The sequence below is a fragment of the Pseudonocardia xinjiangensis genome, assembly GCF_012911925.1.
Taxonomy (GTDB): Bacteria; Actinomycetota; Actinomycetes; order Mycobacteriales; family Pseudonocardiaceae; genus Pseudonocardia; species Pseudonocardia xinjiangensis.
On record NZ_JAAXKY010000044.1, the window covers coordinates 24003 to 46336 of the forward strand.

General features: G+C 71.8%; 21 protein-coding genes and 2 pseudogenes. 13 read left to right on the forward strand and 10 right to left on the reverse strand.

Annotated elements, in window-relative coordinates:
* The first annotated feature begins 37 nt into the window (after window positions 1-37).
* Both HF577_RS15350 and rlmN read left to right on the forward strand, forming a co-directional pair.
* Complete coding sequence (locus HF577_RS15350; protein ID WP_169396528.1) at window positions 38-1177, forward strand: hypothetical protein; 1140 nt, start codon at window positions 38-40, stop codon at window positions 1175-1177.
* Window positions 1174-2280 carry a 23S rRNA (adenine(2503)-C(2))-methyltransferase RlmN gene (rlmN, locus tag HF577_RS15355; protein WP_169396529.1) on the forward strand — a complete coding sequence of 369 codons (1107 nt, stop codon included), beginning with the start codon at window positions 1174-1176 and terminating at the stop codon, window positions 2278-2280. Before HF577_RS15350 ends, rlmN begins: the two co-directional genes overlap by 4 nt.
* Before the next feature lie 31 nt (window positions 2281-2311).
* Here rlmN and HF577_RS15360 read toward each other — a convergent pair.
* Window positions 2312-2473 (reverse strand): annotated as a pseudogene (locus tag HF577_RS15360) (IS3 family transposase); the annotation flags it as partial.
* A 244-nt stretch (window positions 2474-2717) separates the two neighbouring features.
* On the opposite strand from HF577_RS15360, the gene HF577_RS15365 reads away from it, so the two are divergent.
* Window positions 2718-3644, forward strand: a complete 927-nt coding sequence (locus tag HF577_RS15365; RefSeq protein ID WP_169396530.1) for an LLM class F420-dependent oxidoreductase — start codon at window positions 2718-2720, stop codon at window positions 3642-3644.
* 56 nt (window positions 3645-3700) lie between these two features.
* On the opposite strand, the gene HF577_RS15370 is transcribed toward HF577_RS15365, so the two are convergent.
* On the reverse strand, window positions 3701-4768 hold the full coding sequence (locus HF577_RS15370; protein ID WP_169396531.1) for an ATP-dependent DNA ligase: 1068 nt from the start codon (window positions 4766-4768) through the stop codon (window positions 3701-3703).
* Window positions 4769-4948: 180 nt separating this feature from the next.
* On the opposite strand from HF577_RS15370, the gene mug reads away from it, so the two are divergent.
* Window positions 4949-5506 carry a G/U mismatch-specific DNA glycosylase gene (gene mug / locus HF577_RS15375; protein WP_169396532.1) on the forward strand — a complete coding sequence of 186 codons (558 nt, stop codon included), beginning with the start codon at window positions 4949-4951 and terminating at the stop codon, window positions 5504-5506.
* A gap of 18 nt (window positions 5507-5524) precedes the next feature.
* On the opposite strand, the gene ligD is transcribed toward mug, so the two are convergent.
* The gene (ligD, locus tag HF577_RS15380; protein ID WP_169396533.1) at window positions 5525-6493 is read right to left on the reverse strand and encodes a non-homologous end-joining DNA ligase; all 969 of its coding nucleotides are present in this window, start codon (window positions 6491-6493) and stop codon (window positions 5525-5527) included.
* 6 nt (window positions 6494-6499) lie between these two features.
* Window positions 6500-6793 (reverse strand): DUF2631 domain-containing protein, encoded by a 294-nt coding sequence (locus HF577_RS15385; protein WP_169396534.1) that lies wholly within the window; start codon window positions 6791-6793, stop codon window positions 6500-6502.
* 36 nt (window positions 6794-6829) lie between these two features.
* Between HF577_RS15385 and dxr the strand changes: the two genes are divergently transcribed.
* The 6 genes from dxr (at window position 6830) to HF577_RS15415 (ending at window position 13011) form a co-directional block, all read left to right on the forward strand.
* Complete coding sequence (gene dxr / locus HF577_RS15390) at window positions 6830-8038, forward strand: 1-deoxy-D-xylulose-5-phosphate reductoisomerase (RefSeq protein WP_169396535.1); 1209 nt, start codon at window positions 6830-6832, stop codon at window positions 8036-8038.
* A complete protein-coding gene (locus HF577_RS15395) occupies window positions 8035-9321 on the forward strand; it encodes a M50 family metallopeptidase (protein ID WP_169396536.1) in 1287 nt (428 codons plus the stop codon). The genes dxr and HF577_RS15395 overlap by 4 nt, the downstream gene beginning before the upstream one ends.
* A gap of 86 nt (window positions 9322-9407) precedes the next feature.
* Window positions 9408-9944: a phosphatase domain-containing protein gene (locus HF577_RS15400; protein ID WP_312859153.1), complete on the forward strand. Its 537-nt coding sequence runs from the start codon at window positions 9408-9410 to the stop codon at window positions 9942-9944.
* An 88-nt stretch (window positions 9945-10032) separates the two neighbouring features.
* A complete protein-coding gene (gene ispG, locus HF577_RS15405) occupies window positions 10033-11175 on the forward strand; it encodes a flavodoxin-dependent (E)-4-hydroxy-3-methylbut-2-enyl-diphosphate synthase (RefSeq protein ID WP_312859154.1) in 1143 nt (380 codons plus the stop codon).
* A gap of 111 nt (window positions 11176-11286) precedes the next feature.
* The gene (locus tag HF577_RS15410; protein WP_169396537.1) at window positions 11287-12120 is read left to right on the forward strand and encodes a GNAT family N-acetyltransferase; all 834 of its coding nucleotides are present in this window, start codon (window positions 11287-11289) and stop codon (window positions 12118-12120) included.
* Window positions 12121-12201: 81 nt separating this feature from the next.
* Window positions 12202-13011: an SAM-dependent methyltransferase gene (locus tag HF577_RS15415; RefSeq protein WP_169396538.1), complete on the forward strand. Its 810-nt coding sequence runs from the start codon at window positions 12202-12204 to the stop codon at window positions 13009-13011.
* A gap of 25 nt (window positions 13012-13036) precedes the next feature.
* Here the strand turns inward: HF577_RS15415 and HF577_RS15420 are convergent, their stop codons facing one another.
* Window positions 13037-13870: an ABC transporter permease gene (locus HF577_RS15420; RefSeq protein ID WP_169396539.1), complete on the reverse strand. Its 834-nt coding sequence runs from the start codon at window positions 13868-13870 to the stop codon at window positions 13037-13039.
* Window positions 13867-14865 carry an ATP-binding cassette domain-containing protein gene (locus HF577_RS15425; protein WP_169396540.1) on the reverse strand — a complete coding sequence of 333 codons (999 nt, stop codon included), beginning with the start codon at window positions 14863-14865 and terminating at the stop codon, window positions 13867-13869. Before HF577_RS15425 ends, HF577_RS15420 begins: the two co-directional genes overlap by 4 nt.
* A 71-nt stretch (window positions 14866-14936) precedes the next feature.
* Between HF577_RS15425 and HF577_RS15430 the strand changes: the two genes are divergently transcribed.
* The 3 genes and pseudogenes from HF577_RS15430 to HF577_RS15440 all read left to right on the forward strand — a co-directional run.
* Window positions 14937-15734: a TetR/AcrR family transcriptional regulator gene (locus tag HF577_RS15430; protein WP_169396541.1), complete on the forward strand. Its 798-nt coding sequence runs from the start codon at window positions 14937-14939 to the stop codon at window positions 15732-15734.
* 344 nt (window positions 15735-16078) lie between these two features.
* Window positions 16079-17284, forward strand: a complete 1206-nt coding sequence (locus HF577_RS15435) for an HNH endonuclease signature motif containing protein (protein ID WP_169396542.1) — start codon at window positions 16079-16081, stop codon at window positions 17282-17284.
* Window positions 17285-17401: 117 nt separating this feature from the next.
* A pseudogene (locus HF577_RS15440) lies at window positions 17402-18057 on the forward strand (leucine zipper domain-containing protein); the annotation flags it as partial.
* 17 nt (window positions 18058-18074) lie between these two features.
* Here HF577_RS15440 and HF577_RS15445 read toward each other — a convergent pair.
* From HF577_RS15445 to rfbC, 4 genes are all read right to left on the reverse strand, one after another.
* Window positions 18075-18695, reverse strand: coding sequence for a TetR/AcrR family transcriptional regulator (locus HF577_RS15445; protein ID WP_211174323.1), 621 nt, complete (start codon window positions 18693-18695; stop codon window positions 18075-18077).
* A 37-nt stretch (window positions 18696-18732) separates the two neighbouring features.
* Window positions 18733-20382: a hypothetical protein gene (locus HF577_RS15450; protein ID WP_169396544.1), complete on the reverse strand. Its 1650-nt coding sequence runs from the start codon at window positions 20380-20382 to the stop codon at window positions 18733-18735.
* A gap of 115 nt (window positions 20383-20497) precedes the next feature.
* Window positions 20498-21781 carry an NAD(P)H-dependent oxidoreductase gene (locus tag HF577_RS15455; RefSeq protein ID WP_169396545.1) on the reverse strand — a complete coding sequence of 428 codons (1284 nt, stop codon included), beginning with the start codon at window positions 21779-21781 and terminating at the stop codon, window positions 20498-20500.
* Window positions 21778-22334, reverse strand: a 557-nt coding sequence (gene rfbC, locus HF577_RS15460; protein ID WP_246266405.1) for a dTDP-4-dehydrorhamnose 3,5-epimerase, incomplete at its 5' end; no start/stop codon positions are given. The genes rfbC and HF577_RS15455, both read right to left, overlap by 4 nt.

The following is a 22334-nucleotide window of genomic DNA, read 5'->3' on the forward strand; positions in this document are numbered from 1 at the left end:
GGATGGCGTAGCACCGCGCTGAGCGGATCGTTCTCCCATGGTCATCACGCACGAACGCAGACGTGCCTCGGTCCCGTCCACAGCCGCCCTGACCTGGTCGGCACTCGCCTCTTGTCTCGGCCTGTGGTGGTGGTGGCAGCCGCAGCACTACCCGTTCGGCCCGGGCGAGGGGAACACCTTCGGCACCGTGCTGGGCGTGGTGCCCGAGGCCGCCGTGCCGCCTGCACTCGTCGTTGCGGGCGGGTGGGGGCTGGTGGCTTCGGGACTCGCCGCGCTTCGGGCCCCGAGCCGGGCTGTGACCGCCGTCGTGGTGGCCACGGCGGTCGGGTACGCGGCGGTCTTCGGGTTGGTCCTGCCGGGCATACAGCCGCTCTCCCTGGTCGGTTACGCGATGGCGATGCTCGGGCCGGTCGTGCTGTTCGGGACGGTGGTCGCCGGGGCGTGGCGGTGGCGCGGTGGGCCCTGGGCAGTGGGTGCGTTCGTGCTGACGGGAGTGCTGGCGTGGGCCACGGGGCTGGCCGATGCCGCAGTGCTGCGTCGCTACCTCGACGTCATCGTCGGGACCGCCGACAAGGCAGGCCCACCTGCTGTCCTGCTGTTCTTCCTCGTCGGGGGCCTCCTCTGGGGTGTGCTCGGAACGCGAACGGTGCTGCGGGCCACGACGGGGCGACCGGTCCCGGGCTGGATGAAGCCGGAGGCCGCGGCTCGCTGGGGCAAGGTCACCGTGGCGATCGCCGCGGCCTGCGCGTTGCCGTACGGCCTGGTGCGGCTCACCTGGCTGACACCGTGGCCGGTGGGCGGCAGCGCGGACCTTCTGACCGCGGAGCCGGAGATTCGGCTGCACGGCCTGCTTCTCGGCCTCGCCGCGCTGGCCGGGGCGGTGCTCACCACGGGGCTGATCGCCCGCTGGGGCGAGGTCTGGCCCCGCTGGGTTCCGGTGGTGCGGGGACGGCCGGTGCCGGTCGCGGCGGCGGTCGTCCCCGGCACTCTCGTGGCGGCGCTGTTCACGGTCGCGGCGGTCCCGCTCTCCGTCATGGTGGTCGCGAGCGGCTCCCCGGTGCTGCTGCTGGTGTTCCCGTTCCCCGTATGGGGGCCCGCGCTCGGCGCTGCCGTGCTGGCCTACGCCCTCCGCCGCCGGGGAGAGGCCGGGCGAACTGGCACAATGGGAACGTCATGACTGCCCTGCCTCTGGTGTTCGACGCGCCCCGGCGCTCCACCCCGCCGCGCCACCTCGCCGACCTCGACCCGGCCGACCGCCGGGCCGTGGCCGGTGAGCTCGGCCTGCCCGCCTTCCGCGCCGACCAGCTGGCCCGCCACTACTTCGGCCGCCTCACCGCCGACCTCGACGCGATGACCGACCTCCCGGCCGGTGTGCGCGACACCCTGCGGACGCTCCTGCCACCGCTCGTCACGCCCGTGCTGGAGCAGTCCTGTGACGACGGGGCCACCCGCAAGACGCTGTGGAAGGGCCACGACGGCACCCGCGCCGAGTCGGTGCTGATGGGCTACCCGGACCGCGCCACCGTGTGTGTCTCGAGCCAGGCCGGCTGCGGCATGGCCTGCCCGTTCTGCGCCACCGGCCAGGGCGGGCTGGAGCGCAACCTGTCCACCGGCGAGATCGTCGAGCAGGTCCGCCAGGCCGCCGCGGCCGCCCGCGACGGCGCCCTGGGTTCTCCCGCGCGGCTGTCCAACGTGGTGTTCATGGGCATGGGGGAGCCGCTGGCCAACTACAAGCGGGTCGTCGCGGCCGTCCGGCGGATCACCGAGCCGGCTCCCAACGGCCTGGGCATCTCGGCGCGCGGGGTCACCGTGTCCACGGTCGGACTGGTGCCGGCGATCGACAAGCTCGCTGCGGAGGGGCTGCCCGTCACGCTGGCGGTGTCGCTGCACACGCCCGACGACGAGCTGCGCGACACCCTCGTGCCCGTGAACAACCGCTGGAAGGTCAGCGAGGTGCTCGACGCGGCGCGCCGCTACGCACAGGCCACCGGACGCCGCGTGTCGATCGAGTACGCGCTGATCCGCGACGTCAACGACCAGCCGTGGCGGGCCGACCTGCTCGGCAAGCTCCTGCGCCAGCAGATCGGCACCAAGCGTGTGCACGTCAACCTCATCCCGCTGAACCCGACGCCGGGCAGCGAGTGGGACGCCTCGCCCCGACGCGTGCAGGACGAGTTCGTCGCACGGGTCCAGGCCGCCGGGGTGGCGTGCACCGTGCGCGACACCCGGGGCCGCGAGATCGCCGCCGCGTGCGGGCAGCTCGCCGCCTCACAGGCCTGACGAGTAGTCCGAAATCGAGCGGCGACCGCGGCCGGCCAGTTCCGCGCGCGCCCGGCACGATCAGCTCGGTCTTGCACAGACCGATCGTGGACTCCATGAGCACGTTGTCCAGCGCGTCATCAACCGTTCCTGTCGAGCCCGCGATCCCGGCCTCGGCGCATTCCTCGGTGAACGCCGGCGCCGTGTATTGGGCGCGCCCGAATGATGCACAACAGACTTCGCAGGCATATCGGACTAAATGATCATCATCCTTGACGTTTTCGCGCGACGCTGGTTGGCTCGGCCCTAGTAGTTGCTATGTCAAATAAGTTGTAGCGGTAAGACATGACGTTCCGGGGCCACGTTTCCCCCGGCGCCGACCGGGCTTGCTCTTCCCCGAGCGCTACAGCGTGGACCCGCCCTTCGGTCCGCAGGCAACCTGACAAGAGGAGATCTCGATGAAGCTCGGACTCGGCCTTCCGCAACGCACCGGATTCGATCTGCGGCAAGACGTGATCAACGTGGCAAAAGCCGCGGAGGAGAACGGTTTCGCCAGTGTGTGGGTCTTCGAGCGCCTGCTCTTCCCCACCGAACCGACTCAGGGGCTCTATGGCTATCCCGGGCTGGACTGGCCCGAGGCGTACCAGTCGGTGGCTGAGCCTTTGGTGGTACTCACCGCCGCGGCCGCCGTCACTGAGCGGGTACGGCTGGGCACCAGCGTCCTCGTCGCACCGATGTACCGCCCCGTCCAGCTGGCGAAGTCGCTGGCGACCCTCGACCAGATCAGCGGCGGGCGCCTCATCGCCGGTCTCGGAACCGGCTGGTCGGAGGATGAGTTCGCGGCCGTGGGGGTACCGCTGTCCGGTCGCGGCCGCGAGCTGGACCAGGCACTCGACGTCTTCGAGGCGGCGTGGGGCCCGGACCCCGTCAGCTTCGAGGGCCGCGGGATCAGACTCGACAAAGCGATCTTCGGTCCGAAACCGGTTTCGAAGATCCCGGTGATGTTCGGTGGCGGCACCGCGAAGGTCACGGAGCGGGTGGCTCGGCGCGGTGACGGCTGGCTGCCCACCGCCATGCCGGTGAAGGTGACTGCTGACATGTGGAACCAGCTTCGGGAGAAGGCCGAGGGCTACGGCCGCGACGCCTCTGCGCTGGAGCTGATCGTCCGGGCGAACGTCGTTCTCACCGACCAGCCGGTGGCCGGCGAGCGGATGCCGTTCATGGGGAGCCTGGACCAGGTCGTCGAGGACTGCGTGGAGACCGCCCGGCTCGGAGCTGATGAGGTGCTCGTCGACCTCCAGGGGCAGCACCCCTTCCTGGGTGTGAACTGGGTGCTCGACACCGCGCTGGAGATCAAGCGACAGGTCGACGCGGCAGGCGTCTGACAGGTGCCGCCGGAGTGGGGAGGGCTGCGGCCGCTCCCCACTCCGGCACGCCTGCGTCAGCCGCTGCTGAGGACGTCGGCGAGATCGAAGCGCACGGGCCGTTCCAACTGCTCGTAGGTGCACGACTCCGGATCACGGTCCGGGCGCCAGCGCACGAACTGGGCGGTGTGGCGGAACCGCTCGCCCTCCATGTAGTCGTAGCGGACCTCCACCACCCGCTCCGGGCGCAGGGGGACGAACGACAGGTCCTTGCCGGCGTTCCAGCGGCTGGTCTCGTTCTTGCGCGGCGTCCGCTCGCCCTGCTCGTGGGCGGCCCAGTTCCACGGGTGTGCGTCGAACGTCGTGACCAGCGGCTGCAGCTCGGTGAACAGCGACCGCCGGGTGGCCATCGGGAACGCGCCGACCACACCGACCGAGTTGAGCACGCCGCGGTCGTCGAAGAGACCGAGCAGCAGCGACCCGAGGGCGTCCGGCCCGGACTTGTGGACCCGGTAGCCGGCGACGACGCAGTCGGCCGTGCGCTCGTGCTTGATCTTGCTCATCACGCGCTTGTCGGGCTGGTAGGGCAGGTCGAGCTTCTTGGCGATGAGCCCGTCCAGGCCGGCGCCCTCGAACTGCTGGAACCACGTCCGCGCCGTGTCCAGGTCGCGCGTGAGCGGCGTGAGGTGGATCGGCGGTGCCGCGCCGGCGAAGGCGCGTTCGAGCGCGGCGCGGCGTTCCTCGAACGGCTGCTCGGTGAGGTCGTCGTCGCCCAGCGCGAGCAGGTCGAAGGCGATGAAGCTGGCCGGCGTCTCCTCCGACAGGAGCTTCACCCGGCTCGCCGCCGGATGGATCCGCTGCTGGAGAGCCTCGAAGTCGAGTGTGTTGCGCGCGGTGTCGGCGACGACGATCTCCCCGTCGACGACGGCCCGCTCGGGGAAGTGGGTGAGTACGGCCTCGACCACCTCGGGGAAGTACCGGGTCATCGGACGTTCGTTGCGGCTGCCGATCTCCACCTCGTCGCCGTCCCGGAAGATGATCGACCGGAAGCCGTCCCACTTCGGCTCGTAGAGCTGGCCTGCGGGGATGTCGCCGATCGGCTTGGCCAGCATCGGCGAGACGGGCGGCATGACGGGGAGGCGCACCGGGCCAGTCTGGCGACTACCCGCCCACGGGTCGAGGGGATACGCCCGTCAGCAGCCATCAGTGGGCCGGTGCCGTTCCACGATCGCCGCGTCGCCGGCGCCGTCCGGGACCGCTGCTGCTCCCGCTGTCCGCAGGCAGGGGATCATCGAGGACGTGACTGCTTCGGTGAACGCATCCCCATGCCGCGGCTGACCCGGGCCGAGCTGGAGGCGGCGCGGGACCGCACGATCGAGGACGTGCTCCCGGGCCCCGGCGACCCGGCCCTGCGCGTGCTCTTCTGCGGCATCAACCCGGGCCTCGTGTCGGCCGCCACCGGGCACCACTTCGCCCGCCCCGGAAACCGGTTCTGGCCTGCCCTGCACGGGGCGGGCTTCACCCCGCGGCTGCTGCTGCCCGCGGAGCAGGGCGAGCTGCGTGGCCTCGGGCTGGGCATCACCAACATGGCGCCCCGGGCCACGGCGCGCGCGGACGAGCTGACGGTGGCCGAGATGGTGGCGGGCGGGGTGCGGCTGCGGGAGCTGGTGCGGGACCAGCGTCCCCGCTGGCTCGCGGTGGTCGGGGTGACCGCCTACCGGGCCGCGTTCGACGCGCCGCGCGCCGCGGTCGGGCCGCAGGACGAGCGCCTGGGCTCCACCCGGATCTGGGTCCTGCCCAACCCGAGCGGCCTCAACGCCCACTGGTCGCTGCCGGCGATGGCGGAGGAGTTCGGCCGCCTCCGCGCGGCAGCCGACGACTGACCGGGTGGAGTGCGGATGTCAGGAGTCGAGGTCCTGGACGTCATCGGGAGGCGGTTCCTCGGCGCCGTCGCGGGCGTCGCGGTCGGCCCACTCCAGCAGCTCGTCGATCAGGAAGACGGCGTCGTCGATGCCGGCGTGGAGGTCGCCCAGCTCGGCGTACCGGGGCGGCACCGTGGCGATGGTGAAGTCCTGGGGGTCGGCGTCGTCCACCTCGTCCCACCTGATCGGCGTGGAGACCACGGCCTCCGGCACCCCGCGCACCGAGTAGGCGCTGCGGATCGTGTGGTCGCGGGCGTTCTGGTTGTAGTCGACGAAGATCGACCGGGGGTCGCGGTCCTTGCGCCACCACGTCAGATCGACGAGATCGCAGCGGCGGCCGACCTCGCGGGCGAAGGCGTGCGCGGCCCTGCGCACGTCGGAGAATCCGTGGTCGGGGGAGATCCGCACGTAGACGTGCATGCCCTTGCCGCCCGACGTCTTCGGCCATCCGGTCGCGCCGAGCTCGTCGAGCACCTCGTGGGCGACGTGGGCGACCCGGCGCACGTCGGCGTAGGACGCCTCGGGCATCGGGTCGAGGTCGATCCGCCACTCGTCGGGCCGCTCGACGTCCGCGCTGCGCGAGTTCCACGGGTGGAACTCCACCGTGGACATCTGCACCGCCCACACGACGTCGGCCGGGTGCTGCACGCACAGCTCGTCGGCGTGCCGGTTCCAGCGGGGGAAGTGCACACGGACGGTCCGCACCCAGTCCGGGGCGCCCTTGGGCAGCCGCTTCTGGTGCACCTTCTCGCCGGTGACGCCCGTGGGGAAGCGGTGCAGCATGCACGGGCGGTCGCGCAGCGCCCGCACGATCCCGTCCGAGACGGAGAGGTAGTAGCGGGCCAGGTCGAGCTTGGTCTCGCCCCGGGCCGGGAAGTAGACGCGGTCCGGGTTGCTCAGCCGGACGACGCGGTCACCGACCTCCAGCTCGACGGCGGGACCGGCCATCGTGGCTCAGCGGCGCCAGGCGTGGCGACGCCGGATCGAGTTCATGATCAGGCTGAACGCGATCAGGACGGCGATGCCGACGAGCCAGATGTCCTCGGTGTTGCCCTCGTGGTTGCCGATCGTGAACAGCAGCAGGATCACGACGGTGGCCCAGCCGGCGATCATGGAGCCGCGGGGGAAACCGCCGTGCCAGCCCCACTCCACCGACGGCTCGTCCAGCGGGTCAACCGCAGGTCGCCGCGCCAGCTCTCGGGAGTTCCTCGCCACGCCGTCCTCCAGGTCCACGGATGTGGGCCTCATCGTCGCACAACGGCGCAGCAGGGATGATGGGCGGTGATGAGTGTGAGTAGACGTTCCGTTCTCGTGCTGGGGTCGACGGGTTCCGTCGGTACCCAGGCGCTCGACGTGCTCGCGGCCCACCCGGACCGGTTCGAGGTGACGGGCCTCGCCGCGGGCGGCGGTGACCTCGACCTGCTCGCGCGGCAGGTCAGGGCGCACGGGGTGCCCCGGGTGGCGGTGGCCCGCGCCGACGCCGCCACGGCACTGCGCGACCTGGTGCCGGGTGTCGACGTCCTGAGCGGTCCCGATGCGGCCACCGAGCTCACGGCCACCGCGGGCGCGGACACCGTGCTCAACGGGATCACCGGATCGGTGGGCCTCGGCCCGACGCTGGCGGCCCTCGCGTCCGGGGCCACGCTGGCACTGGCCAACAAGGAGTCGCTGGTGGCCGGGGGAGCGCTGGTCACCGGGGCGGCCGCGCCGGGCCAGATCGTGCCGGTCGACTCGGAGCACTCCGCGCTCGCCCAGTGCCTGCGCGGTGGCCGTGCCGACGAGGTGGAGCGGCTGGTGCTCACCGCGTCGGGCGGCCCGTTCCGCGGCAGGCAGCGGGCCGACCTGGCCGATGTCACCGTGGGCGAGGCGATGGCGCACCCGACGTGGGACATGGGCCCCGTGATCACGATCAACTCGGCGACCCTGGTGAACAAGGGCCTCGAGCTGATCGAGGCGCACCTGCTGTTCGACGTGCCCTACGAGCGGATCGACGTGGTGGTGCACCCGCAGTCGATCGTGCACTCGATGGTCACCTTCATCGACGGCTCGACGCTCGCGCAGGCAAGCCCGCCCGACATGAAGCTGCCCATCGCGCTGGCGCTCGGCTGGCCCGAGCGGCTGTCGGGGGCCGCGTCGCCGTGCCGCTGGGCCGCGGCGCAGAGCTGGACGTTCGAGCCCCTCGACGAAGACGCCTTCGCCGGCGTGCGGCTGGCGCGCGCGGCGGGCGTGGTGGGCGGGTGCCTGCCGGCGGTGCTCAACGCCGCCAACGAGGAACTGGTGGGCGCGTTCGTGGCCGGTGCGCTGCCGTTCCTCGGGATCACCGACGTGCTGGAACGCGTTCTCGACACCGCCGACGGCTGGCACGCCGACCCCGCTACCGTGGCCGACGTGCTGGCGGCGGAGGAGTGGGCGCGGGCCCACGCCCGCGAAGCCGTCTCGCGCAGCGCCGGTGGAGCGAGCATCGGTACCGGAGGACCTGGAGTGACCACATGATGACCGTGATCGGAATCGTGATCTTCTTCGTGGGGATCCTCTTCTCGGTCGCCTGGCACGAGCTCGGTCACTTCACCACGGCCAAGTGGTTCGGGATCAAGGTCCCCGAGTTCATGGTCGGATTCGGGAAGACGATCTGGTCGCGCCAGGTCGGCGAGACGGAGTTCGGGCTCAAGGCCGTGCCGCTCGGCGGCTACATCCGCATGATCGGGATGATCCCGCCCGCGAGGGGCGAGACGCTCGGGCGGAGCCGGCGCACCGGCCCGTTCCAGGGCCTGATCGACGACGCGCGCCAGCAGTCGGCGATGGACGTCCGGCCCGAGGACGCCGACCGGCAGTTCTACCTGCGGGCACCGTGGAAGCGCATCATCGTGATGTTCGCGGGCCCGTTCATGAACCTCATCTTCGCGGTGGTGCTGTTCGCGATCGTGCTCATGGGAATCGGCGTGCCGACGTCCACCACTTCGGTCGGCGCGGTGAGCGCGTGCGTCGTCTCGGCCACAGCGCCCACCGAGCAGTGCCCGGCCGGGGCGCCCCCCACGCCCGCCGCCGCCGCGGGGTTCCGCCCCGGCGACCGGATCATCGCCTTCAACGGCCGCCCGTTCACGGAGTTCGACGGCCGCGACCTGCAGGAGGCCATCCGGGCGTCCTCGGGCACGGTGACGGTCACCGTCGAACGTGACGGGCAGCGCCTCGACCTGCGCCCGACGCCCATCCGCACCGAGCTGGCCGCCTTCGACGGCGGGCAGCAGACCGTCCAGGGCAGCTTCCTCGGGGTCAGCCTCGTGTCGGCGTACGAGCGGAAGGACGTCGGCGCGGTCTTCGGCCAGATCGGGGACATCGTCGCCCGCACGGGGCACGCGATCGTGCAGCTCCCGGCCCGGGTGCCCGGCCTGTTCGGAGCGGTGTTCCTCGGCGAGCAGCGCGACGTGAACGGCCCGATCGGCATCGTCGGGGCCTCCCGGATCGGGGGCGAGATCCTCGCCTCCGACGCCCCGCCGGTCGCCGAGCTCTCGGTCTTCCTGCAGCTGCTGGCCGGGCTGAACATCTCGCTGTTCCTGTTCAACCTGCTGCCGATCCCGCCGCTGGACGGCGGGCAGATCTTCCCGGCGATCTGGGAGGCCATCAAGCGGCGGATCGCGCGGCTGCGTGGCCGTCCCGACCCCGGTCCGGTCGACGTCGCGAAGCTGATGCCCGTGGCCTACGTCGTGGCGCTGGTGTTCATCGGGTGGAGTGCCCTGCTGTTCGTCGCCGACATCATCAACCCGGTACAGCTGTTCTGATCACGTCCCCGCAGGTCGGGGGCCCGGGACGTGGCCCCCGACACGACCTGCAGCGACATCGGTGGCCGCGTGGATACTTGAGAGTCGTGAGTATTTCCGCGGGTCTGCCCGCTCCCCACCCGGGCCTGCGCGACCCGTACGCCGAGAAGGCCCCTCTCGCCGTGTTCGACATCGACGGGGTGCTGGCCGACGTCCGGCACCGGCTGCACCACCTGGAGGCCAGGCCGCAGCGCTGGGAGCGCTTCTTCCACGCCGCCGACCGCGACCCGCTCCTCGTCGAGGGTGCGGAGCGGCTGCGTGCGGCGCTCGCCGAGTACGACGTCCTGTACCTGACCGGTCGGCCCGAGCGCACCCGGGCGCTCACGGAGCAGTGGCTGGCACGTCACGACCTGCCGGTCGGCCCACTCGTGATGCGCGCCGACGACGACCGTCGGCCGGCCCGCTGGGTCAAGCGGGACGTGCTGCGCAGGCTCGCCACCGTCCGGGAGGTGGTGTCGATGCTCGACGACGACCCCGCCGTCGTCTCCCTGCTGGAGGCCGACGGGTGGCCGGTCGAGCTCGCCACCTGGCTGCCGCACTCCTCGACGCTGCGCAGCGCGCAGGAGGACAAGGGCCGAACCTAGTGTCCCCCGAACAGGAGAATCCGCCCGTGCGGGTGCTTCCCGCCACGCAGGGAGCGGTGCCGAACGGCGACGGGGGATACTGGGGGTCGTGAGCGTCTCCCTCGGCATGCCCGCACCGCCCGCGCCGACCCTGGCCCCACGCCGGCCCACTCGGCAGCTGCAGGTCGGCTCCGTCGGTGTCGGGTCCGAGCACCCGATCTCCGTGCAGTCGATGACCACCACCCTCACCTCCGACGTCAACGCCACGTTGCAGCAGATCGCCGAGCTCACCGCGGCGGGCTGCGACATCGTGCGGGTCGCCTGCCCGAGCCAGGACGACGCCGACGCACTGCCCGCGATCGCGCGGAAGTCGCAGATCCCGGTGATCGCCGACATCCACTTCCAGCCGAAGTACGTCTTCGCGGCGATCGAGGCCGGGTGCGCCGCGGTGCGGGTCAACCCGGGCAACATCCGCAAGTTCGACGACCAGGTCAAGCAGATCGCGGCGGCCGCCAAGGACCACGGCACCCCGATCCGGATCGGCGTCAACGCCGGCTCGCTGGACAAGCGCCTGCTGCAGAAGTACGGCAAGGCGACGCCGGAGGCGCTCGCCGAGTCGGCGATGTGGGAGGCGAGCCTGTTCGCCGAGCACGACTTCCACGACATCAAGATCTCGGTCAAGCACAACGACCCCGTGGTCATGGTGCGGGCCTACGAGCTGCTGGCGCAGCAGTGCGACTACCCGCTGCACCTCGGCGTCACCGAGGCCGGTCCGGCGTTCCAGGGCACCATCAAGTCGGCCGTCGCCTTCGGGGCACTGCTGCGCCAGGGCATCGGCGACACGATCCGCGTCTCGCTCTCGGCGCCGCCGGTCGAGGAGATCAAGGTCGGCTCGCAGATCCTGCAGTCGCTGAACCTGCGTCCCCGCAAGCTGGAGATCGTCTCCTGCCCGTCCTGCGGGCGCGCGCAGGTGGACGTCTACAAGCTCGCCGACGAGGTCACGGCGGGGCTCACCGGCATGGAGGTGCCGCTGCGCGTCGCCGTCATGGGCTGTGTCGTCAACGGTCCGGGCGAGGCCCGCGAGGCCGACCTGGGAGTGGCCTCCGGCAACGGCAAGGGCCAGATCTTCGTCCGGGGCGAGGTCATCAAGACGGTCCCGGAGCACGCCATCGTCGAGACCCTGATCGAGGAGGCGATGAAGATCGCCGAGACGATGGAGGCCGAGGGCGAGCCGCAGGTGACCGTCGGCTGAGCAGCCGGCGGGCCCGCCTCGCGGGGTCGCCGGTGGTTTCGGTGGAACTTTCGGTGAACCGAGACCCATCCCGTCGTGGGCACGGCGCCTGCCGTCTGGCATCGTGAAGGGGTGCTTCGTGTCGCCGGAGCGCGGCTCCTCGACGACCGGGACCGCGCGGGAGTATGCGCGGTCCTGGAGAGTGATCCGGTCGCCGCCTGCATGGTCGCCGCCCGTGTCGAGGTGGCAGGGCTCGATCCGTGGCGCCTCGGGGGCGAGCTCTGGGGTGCCGGGTCCCGTTTCGACGGTCTCTGCTTCTCCGGTGCCAACCTCGTGCCGCTGCGGGGCGAGCGGTCGGCCCTGCGCAGCTTCGCCGACCGCGCGCGCCGTTACGGGCGCACGTGTTCGTCGGTCGTCGGGCGCGCCGAGCTGGTGATGCCGCTGTGGGACGACCTGGCGGCGCACTGGGCGCCGGCCCGTGAGGTGCGGGCCGATCAGCCGCTGATGGCGCTGGCCGGGCTGCCGACCGTCGCGGCCGACCCGCTCGTGCGGCCGGTCCGTCCCGACGAGCTGGACCGGTACCTGCCTGCAGCCATCGCCATGTTCACCGAGGAGGTGGGCATCGACCCGCGCATCGGTGACGGTGGGGTCGGCTACCGGTCGCGGGTGGCGGAGCTCGTGGCCGCGGGGCGGGCGTTCGCCCGTTTCGAGGGTGGCGAGGTCGTGTTCAAGGCGGAGATCGGGGCCCTCTCGCGCCAGGTCGGGCAGATCCAGGGCGTCTGGGTGCACCCGAGCCGCCGCGGTCAGGGCCTGGGCACCGCCGGCACCGCCGCGGTGGCCGAGCGCCTCGCCGCACTGGGCCGGGTGTCGAGCCTGTACGTCAACGGCTTCAACCACGTCGCGCGGTCGGCCTACACCCGGATCGGGTTCACCCAGGTCGGCAGCTTCGCCACCATTCTCTTCTGAACGTCACACGGCGCACCCGCTCCATCACCCCGGCGATAGGCTGGGCACGACGGAGTCCCGTGTCGAGTGGAGGTCACGTTCGTGGCGGAGGAAGAGTCCGGCGTCCAGCAGGTGCCGACGATCGACACGGACGTCGCGCACTCCCCGCGCATCTGGAACTACTGGCTCGGGGGCAAGGACAACTACGAGGTCGACCGGCGCGTCGGCGACGAGTTCCGGGAGCTCTTCCCGCCGATCGTCGACATCGCCCGTTCCTCGCGGGCCTTCCTCAAGCGGGCAGTGCAGCACCTGGCGGGCGAGGCGGGGGTGCGGCAGTTCCTCGACATCGGCACGGGCCTGCCCACGGTGGACAACACCCACGAGGTCGCCCAGCGGGTGGCTCCGGAGTCGCGCATCGTCTACGTCGACAACGACCCGATCGTGCTGGCGCACGCCCGTGCGCTGCTGCTCAGCTCGGCCGAGGGCGCCACCACCTACATCGACGCCGACCTGTACGACACCTCCCGGATCCTGGAGGTCGCCGCGCGGAGCCTCGACTTCGACGAGCCGATCGCGCTCATGCTCATGAACATCCTCGGGCACGTCCCCGAGCTCGGGCAGGCCCGGGAGATCGTCACGCGGCTGGTGGGCGCCCTGCCGTCGGGCAGCTACCTGGTGGTGGCCGACGGCACCACCGACGGCGGCCCGTTCGACGCCGCCATCGAGATGTGGAACAACGCAGGGTCGCTGCCCTACATCCTGCGCACCCCCGAGCAGATCGCCCAGTACTTCGAGGGTCTGGAGCTGCTGGAGCCCGGGGTCGTCGCCTGCTCGTTGTGGCGCCCCGAGAACGGCCACGTCGGTGCCCCCGCTCCCGTCGACGAGTTCGGCGCCGTCGGCCTCAAGAGGTAGGGGCCGACGGCGCCGGATCGCGCGCTCAGCGCGCCGCCGAGTGGTACCGGCGCACGGCCAGGGGCAGGAAGATCGCCACGATCAGCACGGGCCACACCACCGCGAGCAGCAGCGCGTTCTGCGCGGGCCACGAGGTGCCCACCAGTTCGGGCACGCTGTTGCCGAACAGCTCGCGGGTGGCGGCCACCGTGGCGGAGAGCGGGTTCCACTCGGCGACGGTGCCCAGCCAGGCGGGCATCAGCGACGGGTCGACGAACGTGTTGGAGATCATCGTGAGCGGGAACAGCAGCGCCCAGGTACTGGCCGCCGCCTCCTGGCTGACGACGAGCCCGAGGTAGATGCCCACCCAGATCATCGCGAACCGCAGCAGGAGCAGCAGGCCGAACGCGGTGAGCGTGGGCAGCGGACCGGTGTTCGAGCTCCACCCGACGAGCAGCCCGCACGCGACGAGGACGGCGAGGTCGAGTACCGAGTTGACCATGTCGGCCGCGCTGCGGCCCATGACGACCGCGGGCTGGGCCATCGGCATCGAGCGGAACCGGTCGGTGACGCCGCGGGCCTTGTCGGCGGCGACCGCGGAGATGGTGGCGGCCGCCCCGAACATCATCGTCTGGGCGAACATGCCGGGCATCAGGAACTCGCGGTAGCCCCCGCCGCCGGGCACGATCATCGCGCTGCCGAACACGTACCCGTAGAGCAGCACGAACATGATCGGGAACGCCAGCCCCGCGACGATCACCGTCGGGTTGCGGGTCCAGTGGATGAGGTCGCGGCGGGCGACGGTCCAGGAGTCGGAGAGCACCCAGCGCAGCGGGCTCGCCGCGTGAGGGGGCGGTGCGGGAGCGGTCACGGCGGTCATGCGGCCACCCCGGCCTTCTCCGCCTCGGGCTCCCCGTCGGTGGACGGCTCCGCCGGGCGGCCCGTCAGCCGCAGGAACACCTCGTCCAGGGTGGGGCGGCGCACCCCGATGTCCTCGGCGACGAGACCGCCGTGGTCGAGTGCCCTCACCACCTCGGTGAGCGCGGCCACCCGGTCCTGTACCGGCGCACTCAGCCGACGCAGCGGCGCGTCGACCTCGGGTTCTGCTCCCGTGATGCGGGCGAGCAGCGCGGTGGCGGCCGGCACGTCGGCCTCGTCGCGGAGCAGGATGTCGATCCGGTCGCCGCCGATCGCCGACTTCAGCTGGGACGGGGTGCCCTCGGCGACGGTGCGGCCCCCGTCGAGCACGACGATCTGGTCGGCGAGCTGGTCGGCCTCGTCGAGGTACTGGGTGGTCATCAGCACCGTGGTGCCACCCGCGACGAGCTTGCGCAGCGCGTTCCACACCTCGCCCCGGTTGCGGGGGTCGAGCCCGGTGGTGGGCTCGTCGAGGAAGAACACGCGCGGGGCCAGCACCAGGCTGCTTGCGATGTCGAGGCGGCGCCGCATGCCGCCGGAGTAGAGCTTCGCGCGGCGGTCGGCCGCGTCGGTGAGCCCGAACTGTTCGAGCAGCTCGTCGGCCCGCCGGGCGGCCGCGCGGCTGCCGAGGTGGAAGAGCTGGCCCCACATGATCAGGTTCTCCCGGCCGGTGAGGATGTCGTCGACCGTGGCCTGCTGGCCGGTGAGGCCGATCTGCCTGCGCACCATCCCCGGTTCGCGTGCCACGTCGAACCCGGCCACCTCGGCCCGGCCCGTGTCGGCGCGCAGCAGGGTGGCCAGCACCCGTACCGCCGTGGTCTTGCCGGCGCCGTTGGGGCCCAGCAGCCCGCACACCGAGCCTTCGGCGACCGTCAGGTCGAAGTCCGCAAGTGCCACCTTGCTCCCGAATCGTTTCCCGAGTCCGTGGGTCACCACGGCGTCCCGTCCTGCTGCCACGAGAGCCTCCAAACTGGGTACGCTGTACGTGTTACTTCGTACAAAGTACCCAGTTCTAGGATCGTCGGCAAATGACTTCTGTGCAGAGTGGTGGCGGCGACCTCCGGCGCAGCCTCGAACTGTTGTGGGGCACGCCGGAGGAGCCCACCCGCGGGCCGCGCCCCGGGCTGTCCGTGCAGCGGATCGTGCGCGCCGCCATCGAGGTGGCCGACGCCGAGGGGCTGGCAGCGCTGTCGATGCGGCGGATCGCCACGGCGCTGGGCGTCGGGGCGATGTCGCTGTACCGCTACGTGCCGGGCAAGGCCGAGCTGATCGACCTGATGGTCGACGAGGTGTACGGCGAGGACGTGGCCGCCGCGAAGGCCGTCGCGGGCGACTGGCGGGAGCGCCTCGAGGCGTTCGGCCGTCAGGAGTGGGCGCTGTACATGCGCCACCCGTGGATGCTGCAGATCACCCAGGGGCGCCCGATGCTCGGGCCCAACGCGATGGCGTCCACGGATGTCACCGTGAGCGCCGTTGACGGCATCGGTCTCGACGAGCACGAGATGCTGGCGGCGGTGGTGCTGCTCACCTCGTTCGTCGCAGGATTCGCCAGGACCACGATCGAGGCGATGCAGGCGGCCGACCGCACCGGGATCAGCGACGACGAGTGGTGGGAGATCCAGGGCGAGTACGTCGGGCCCGTCGTCGCCGCGGGGAAGCTGCCGATGCTGACCAAGGTGGGGGAGGCGGGGGCCTTCCACTCGATGTTCGACAGCTTCGAGTTCGGCCTGCAGCGGGTGCTCGACGGGCTGGCGGTGCTGGTCGCGTCTCGTGGCGGGAACGCCCCGCCGCCGCGGCCCGAGCCGCCCGCGTCCGGGTGTGACTAGGCTCGATGGCGGCGTGGACGTAGTTGAACCCGACCAGTGGCCGGTGCGGGTCCGGCGGACCTGGTCGCTGGCGCGGCCGTGCACCCGCCGGCGCCACCGTCGCGGAGCCGGCGAGCTTCTTCACCTCCACGTGCGCCGGCTCGCCCGGGCGGGGGCGTTCGCAGCGGCGGATCACCGTGACTGCCGGTGGGGCGGTCGAGCCAGACCGGCCGGGCAAGTCCGTGGCGGGCCGGACGGCGTGGAGCGATCGGCGAGTCCGGCACGCCACTGCCACGAGCGCTGAACGGCCGTTGACCTGCGGCGGAGGACATCAGTTCGAACATGTGTTCGAGTATGATGAAGAGGTGTCGGACAGCCCGCTCACCACCGCCCATCGCCTCCTGGTCGAGGCGATCGACGCGCTGTCCGGCGCCACCGGCGGCGCCACCGACGACGACCTGCTGTCTGTGCTCACCTTGTGCGAGGGCACGAGCAGGCGGTTGGACCGGGTGGTCGTGGCCGCCGTGTCCACTTTGGAGCGGCGGGGCACGTTCGCGGAGCGGGGCTACAAGTCGACTCCGGCGGCGTTGGGGGATCTGCTGGGCTGGGAGCGGTTCGAGGCCCGGCAGCGGGTGGTCGCTGCCGAGCAGGCCTGCCCGCGGGTCGGGCTCGACGGCACCGTGTTGCCCGCCCGGCTGCCTGCCACTGCGGCGGTGTTCGCCGCCGGGCAGACCGGGCTGCGGCATGTCGCGGTGATCGCCCGGGTGTTCGCGAGCCCGGCCGCGGAAAGGCTTACGCCCGAGGTGTGGGCCGGTGCGGAAGCCCAACTCGCCGACAAAGCGGCCGTCTACACCCCGTCGGAGCTGCAGGCCTGGGGTACCGCGCTGGTCGAGGCCCTCGACGAGGACGGCGCCGAACCCGACGACCGGCCACCCGCCCCGGTCAACGAACTGCACCTGACCCGCCACCGCGGCAAGCCCGGCGGCACCCTCAAAGCCCGGTTCGACGACGCGGCGATGTTCGATGCCATCGCCACCGTGATCGACGCCCACGCCCGACCCGTCACCGGCGACGAGCACCGCAGTACCGCGCAACGGCAAGCCGAGGCGCTGGCTGATGTGTGCGGGTATGTGCTCGACCACGGTGATGTGCCCGAGTGCGGCGGGCGCCGTCCGCACCTGAATGTGTTGGTTCGGCTGGAGGACCTGGAGAACCGGGCCCGTGCCGCGTGCCTGGACTTCGGTGGCACGTTGTCGCCGGAGTCGTTGCGGATGTTGGCCTGTGATGCCGCGGTGGTGCCGGTCGTGTTGAACGGGAAGGGCCAGCCGCTCGACGTCGGGCGGGTCACCCGCACCATTCCCGACGGGCTGCGCCGCGCGATCGCCGCGCGTGACCGGGGGTGCGCCGGGTGCGGTCGGCCGCCGTCATGGTGCGAGGTCCACCACATCAAGGCCTGGCAGGACGGTGGCGACACCGCCCTGCACAACTGCGTGATGCTCTGCGGGCGTGCCATCGCCTGCAGCACCATTCCGAGTGGGAAGTACGCATCCGCGACGGGTTGCCCGAGCTGATCCCACCCGCCTGGATCGACCCGCAGCGAAGACCCCGCCGAAAACCACTCCTGCACCTCGCCGCGTAAAGGGGATCGTGCAGATGCGCGCGGTCGGCAGAGCCTCTGGGGAGGTCGCATGGCCCGCCGTAATGCCCGCCTGACCGTTCACGGACGCATGCTGCTGATCGAGCGCGTGTCGGCCGGTCGCCCTGTCGCTCACGTCGCCGCGGAACTCGGGATATCCCGGGCAACCGGCTACAACTGGTGGGCCTGCTGGCGCGCCGAAGGCCCACCCGGACTCCTCGACCGGTCCAGCCGCGCCCACCACATTCCCCACGAACGCGTCCAGCAGATCGTGGCGCTGCGGGTGACGCGCAAACTCGGCCCCGCCCGCATCGCCCCGCTGGTCGGGCTGCCCGCCTCGACCGTGCCCGCAGTCCTGACCCGCCACAACCTGTCCCGCCTCGCCTGGCTCGACCGGCCAACCGGCACGCTGATCCGCCGCTACGGACGCGCCCGCCCCGGCGAACTCGTGCACGTGGATGTGAAGAAACTCGGCCGGCTCCGCGACGGCGGCGGCTGGCGCGTCCACGGCCGCGACAACCTCGAACGCCGCCGCTCCCGCTACGGGCCCCGGGTCGGCTACGACTACATCCACGCCGCCATCGACGACCACACCCGCCTCGCCTACGCCGAGATCCACCCCGACGAGAAACCGACACCTGCGCCGGGTTCCTCCGCCGGCCCGCCACCGCCCTCGCCGACCACGGCATCGACCGGATCGAACGCGTCAGGCCTGGGCATTACAGCTAGCCGGCCGCCTCCCGGGCGAGCAGGCCGTCCAGTGCGGCGTCGGCGATCTGCGCGGCCTGCTCCTCGGTGAGCGGGGCGTGCCCGGTCAGCAGCCGGAAGATCAGCGGTCCGAACAGGATGTCCTGGGCGACCTCCACGTCGACGTCGGGGCGCACCTCGCCGCGGGCCAGCGCGCGGTTCCACAGCTCCCCGATGGCGCGCCTGCGGCCGGCGAGGAAGAACGTGCGGAAGAACTGCCCGGCCTCTCCGTCGGTGACCGACGCCGCGAGCAGCTGGGCGAAGACCGTGCCCGCCTGGCTCGCGTAGAACTCGCTGACCAGCCGGACCTGGACGCCGAAGTCGCCGCGGGCCGAGCCGGTGTCGGGCAGCTGCAGCGCGCTCGACATCCGCAGCCCGAACGCCTCGGCCGCCACGGCCGTGCGGCTGGGCCAGTGCTTGTAGATCGTGGCCTTGCTGACCCCGGACCGGCTGCTGATCGCGTCGATCGTGGCCGCGGGCAGGCCGCCGGCAGCGAGCAGCTCGTTCGTCGCGTCGAGCACGGCCTTCCGTGCTCGCACGCTGCGCGGCCGCTGCGGACGGGCCGCTTCGGTGGCGGCGCGGTCGGGATCCTCGGTCACGGGGGTCATCCTGCCGGAACTGAACGGATGGTTCAGTTCAGCGCCGCAGAGCGAGTTTCCGGGCTTTCAGCACCAGATCCGAGGCGTTGTTCCGGACCCGCCGCTTGATCGCCTCGCTCCGGGTGTCCTGGCGGACGGCGGGAGCCGGCTCGACGTCGGGCTCCGGCACCACCACCTCGGCGGGTGCGCCTGCGGCCGTGATGGCCGCCTCGACCGCGCCGTAGACGCCGTCGGCGGTGGCGACCCAACCGCCGGCACCGGGCATGACTCCTGTCGTCTGACGCACCTCGACGATCACCGCCGGTACGACGCGGTCCCGGTTCGAGCCGCCGTCCCGGTAGGTGGCCCGGTCGGTCCGGCCGCCGAGCCCTCCCAGCCCCTGCATGAGCTGGCGCAGGTCCTCCAGCGACTCGTTGACCGCCGGTTCCCATCGGGAGCCGTTCTGCACCTCCACGTCCCAGCCGAGCTGGTCGTGTTCGGTGTGGCCCCGGCTCGGGTCCGACCCCCGGCCGTCCGTGCTGAGCAGGTCGTGCCCGTGCACCATGCCCCGCAGCCAGTCCTCGCGGGAGGTGTTGACCCGGCCGGCCCGCACGTCGTCGCCCGCCCCGAACGCGTTCTCGATGCGGGCGCCGAGCACCCGGTCGGCAGGAGCGCCCTGCGCCCCGGCCGCCGCGTTGTAGGCGAAGCTGCTCACCATCAGGCCGACCCACTCGGTGAGGTTCGCGGCGATCGCAGCCCGCTCCTCCGCGTCGAGGAGACGGAAGGATGCGGCGAAGTCGGTGCGGGCCATGACCGCGTAGACGGCCTTGGCGAACTGCGCACGCTGCCTGTTCGCGCCCTCGTACAGGTAGTGGTTCAGCAGCTCGGTGAAACCGAGGAGCTCCCGGCTCGGCGCCCGGTACTCGGGCCGGGGAGCGTCACCGCCGCCGGAGGCGCCCGTCGTGGCAGCTACGGGAGCGGGCGCGGTGGCCGGCGCGGGCAGGCGGAGCAGGTCCTTCAGCCTGCCCTCGACATCCTCGGCCTTGCGGGTCTGCACGTTGACGCTCTCGCCCTTGAGCTGCTGGAAGAACGTCGGGATCCCGGCGAGCGGAACACCCGCGGTGACCTGCAGGTGGGGAACCCATCTCGGCCCGGGCTCCAGGTAGGCGTCGGAGACGCCGCCTTCCAGCCGGTTCGCGCGGAACCGCGCCGCCCTGCCCGCCATGCCAGCCCGGTACTGCTGGGAGAGCAGCTCACCCTCCAGCCGGAGCATCGAGGTCTTCATCCGGCTGTAGTCGCCGCGGTTGGCCATCCCCGGAGGATCGGTGACCATCTCGACGTGGTTCGGGTCCTCGGCCTGCAGCTGGAAGTAGTTGCGGTGGACGACGGGCCTGCCCTTCGGCAGGAGTTCGCCGTTCTCGCCGACCGTGTGCCAGTTGCTGTCCTCGATCTCGAGGCCGACGTTGCGCTGCACGGGGACGGCGGTGCCGGGGACGTCAGGGGCGCCGTCGGGAGCGGCCGGCGCGGGTTCCTCGCGCTCCTCCAGCATCCGGGTGAGCGCCGCGTTGCCCGCCCGGCGTTGCAACGCCATGGCGGGCGCCCACTTCCCGCCCGCCGCGGGCGCCGCCTTCCCCGCACCGGAGGACCGTGCGCCCCGTGCCTGCTCCGCGCGTCGTGCGCCCGGGCGATGGGCAGGGTAGGACGCCATGGTTCACCTTCCGCGCCGGTCACCTGACCGGCGATCGTCGAGTCGGCCGCCGCGCCCTTCCTGCGGCGACCGTTCAACTCTGAGCGTCACGGTGGCCCGGATCAAGCCCCGGGCGTCAGGCGAACAGCTTCTCCTGCTCCTCGCGCAGCTGGTCGACGAGCCGGCCGGGGGGCAGGGTCACGTCCGCGTAGGTGAGCACGGCGTCCTTCGGCACGTCCCTCCGGAGCACGCACCCCTCGGCCACGCCCATCGGCAGCAGCCCCTCGGCGCGGGTGACCGCCGTGGACTCGGCCACCCCGTAGGTGTCGTAGCCGCCGAGGCCGTCGATGGTCCGGCCGGCGGTGAGGTGCTGCTTCGCGGTGGTGACGACGTCGACGTGCGGGCCGGCCGGGGCGGCGAGGGCGGCGTCGCCGAAGTCGACGGCCCGCACCACCGAGTTGGGCACCTCGAAGTGGCACAGGTGGTAGGGGGCGTAGAAGCTGTACAACGGGCCCGTGCCCAGCTTGTAGAGCTCCAGGTAGTGGCGCTGCTTCGGGTCGTCGTGGGTGCCGAGCACGAAGATCCCGGGGCCCGGCTTCGCCTTCACGACGTAGTCGACGATGCCGCCGAGCTCGCGCAGCTCGTCCACGTCGTAGCGGCCGGTGAGCTCGTCGACGTGCCCGTCGTGGTCCCAGCCGTTCATGCCCCGCTTCGGCACGGTGAGGCCGAACGCGTTGGCCACGATCGCCTGTTCGAAGGAGACCTTCGTCCCGTCGGCGAAGCTCGTGACCATGTACGGGTCCTGGCCCCAGCGCTCGGCGAACGCCTTCTGCGTCGTCGGGGTGCGGTACTCGTCCTGCAGCCCCTTGATGTTGCCCGCGACCAGCGGCGTGACGCCCAGGCCCCGGACGAACCGCAGCAGGTTGCCCTGCACGCCGGGCTGGTCACCGTCGGCCCCGGTGAGCACGACGCCCGCCTCGCGGGCGCGATGGGCGAGCAGTGGCCCGACGGTGCCGTCGAGCTCGGCGTTCATCGTGACCATCGGCAGGCCGCGCTCGATCGCCGCGACGGTGACCCGTGCGCCGAACTCCACGGCGCCGGTGACGTCGACGACGCAGTCCAGGTGGACGGCCTTGAGCAGCTCGAACGCGTCCTCGAGCACGGCCGGGGTGCCGTTGCTGATCGCAGTGTCGAGCTGGGAGGCGTCCTCCACCCGCACCGGTTCGACGCCCGCTTCCGTGTAGGCGCGCTCGGCGTTCGCGAGCGTCCGGTTCGCGATGGCGACCAGTGCCATGCCCGGCACCGAGTTGATGATCTGGTTGGCCAGGCCGCGGCCCATGAAGCCGGCGCCGATCATGCCGACGCGGATCGGGCGGCCCTCGGCCTCGCGCTTCCGCAGCGCGGTGTCGACGATGATCATCGTGCCTCCACCGCGCTCTCGCTGAGCAGCGGCCAGTTCGCGTCCTTCTCCGACACGCTGACCGGGGGGATCGGCCAGTCGATCCCGAGCGCCGGGTCGTCCCAGCGCAGGCCGCGCTCCGCGCCCGGGGTGTAGGCCGTGCTGACCTGGTAGATCACCTCGGCCTTGTCGGTGAGGGTGAGGTAGGCGTGCGCGAAGTTGCGCGGCACGTACATCGCCGTGCGGTTGTCCTCGGTGAGCTCGGCCCCGAACCACTGCAGGTAGGTGGGCGACTCCGGGCGCAGGTCGACGATGACGTCGTAGATCGCGCCGCGGTAGCAGCGGATCAGCTTGGTCTCGGCGTTCGGCTCCATCTGGTAGTGCAGCCCGCGCAGCGTGCCCGCCTTGTGGTTGAACGAGATGTTGGCCTGCTCGACCAGTGGTTCGAGACCGGCGTCGATGAACTCCTGGCGGCAGAAGGCGCGCGCGAAGAAGCCGCGGTCGTCCTCCAGGAGTGTGAGGTCGACCAGCGCCGACCCGGGGAGCGGGGTGGGGGAGATCTGCATGGGGGGAG

Coding starts and splice junctions, on each gene's coding strand:
- HF577_RS15420 (WP_169396539.1), bottom strand. CDS start 13,870: ATGACCGCCGTGACCGCTCCCGCACCGCCCCCTCACGCGGCGAGCCCG.
- HF577_RS15350 (WP_169396528.1), top strand. CDS start 38: ATGGTCATCACGCACGAACGCAGACGTGCCTCGGTCCCGTCCACAGCC.
- HF577_RS15450 (WP_169396544.1), bottom strand. CDS start 20,382: ATGGCGTCCTACCCTGCCCATCGCCCGGGCGCACGACGCGCGGAGCAG.
- dxr (WP_169396535.1), top strand. CDS start 6,830: ATGAGTGTGAGTAGACGTTCCGTTCTCGTGCTGGGGTCGACGGGTTCC.
- HF577_RS15385 (WP_169396534.1), bottom strand. CDS start 6,793: ATGAGGCCCACATCCGTGGACCTGGAGGACGGCGTGGCGAGGAACTCC.
- HF577_RS15455 (WP_169396545.1), bottom strand. CDS start 21,781: ATGATCATCGTCGACACCGCGCTGCGGAAGCGCGAGGCCGAGGGCCGC.
- HF577_RS15365 (WP_169396530.1), top strand. CDS start 2,718: ATGAAGCTCGGACTCGGCCTTCCGCAACGCACCGGATTCGATCTGCGG.
- ligD (WP_169396533.1), bottom strand. CDS start 6,493: ATGGCCGGTCCCGCCGTCGAGCTGGAGGTCGGTGACCGCGTCGTCCGG.
- rlmN (WP_169396529.1), top strand. CDS start 1,174: ATGACTGCCCTGCCTCTGGTGTTCGACGCGCCCCGGCGCTCCACCCCG.
- HF577_RS15430 (WP_169396541.1), top strand. CDS start 14,937: ATGACTTCTGTGCAGAGTGGTGGCGGCGACCTCCGGCGCAGCCTCGAA.
- mug (WP_169396532.1), top strand. CDS start 4,949: ATGCCGCGGCTGACCCGGGCCGAGCTGGAGGCGGCGCGGGACCGCACG.
- HF577_RS15395 (WP_169396536.1), top strand. CDS start 8,035: ATGATGACCGTGATCGGAATCGTGATCTTCTTCGTGGGGATCCTCTTC.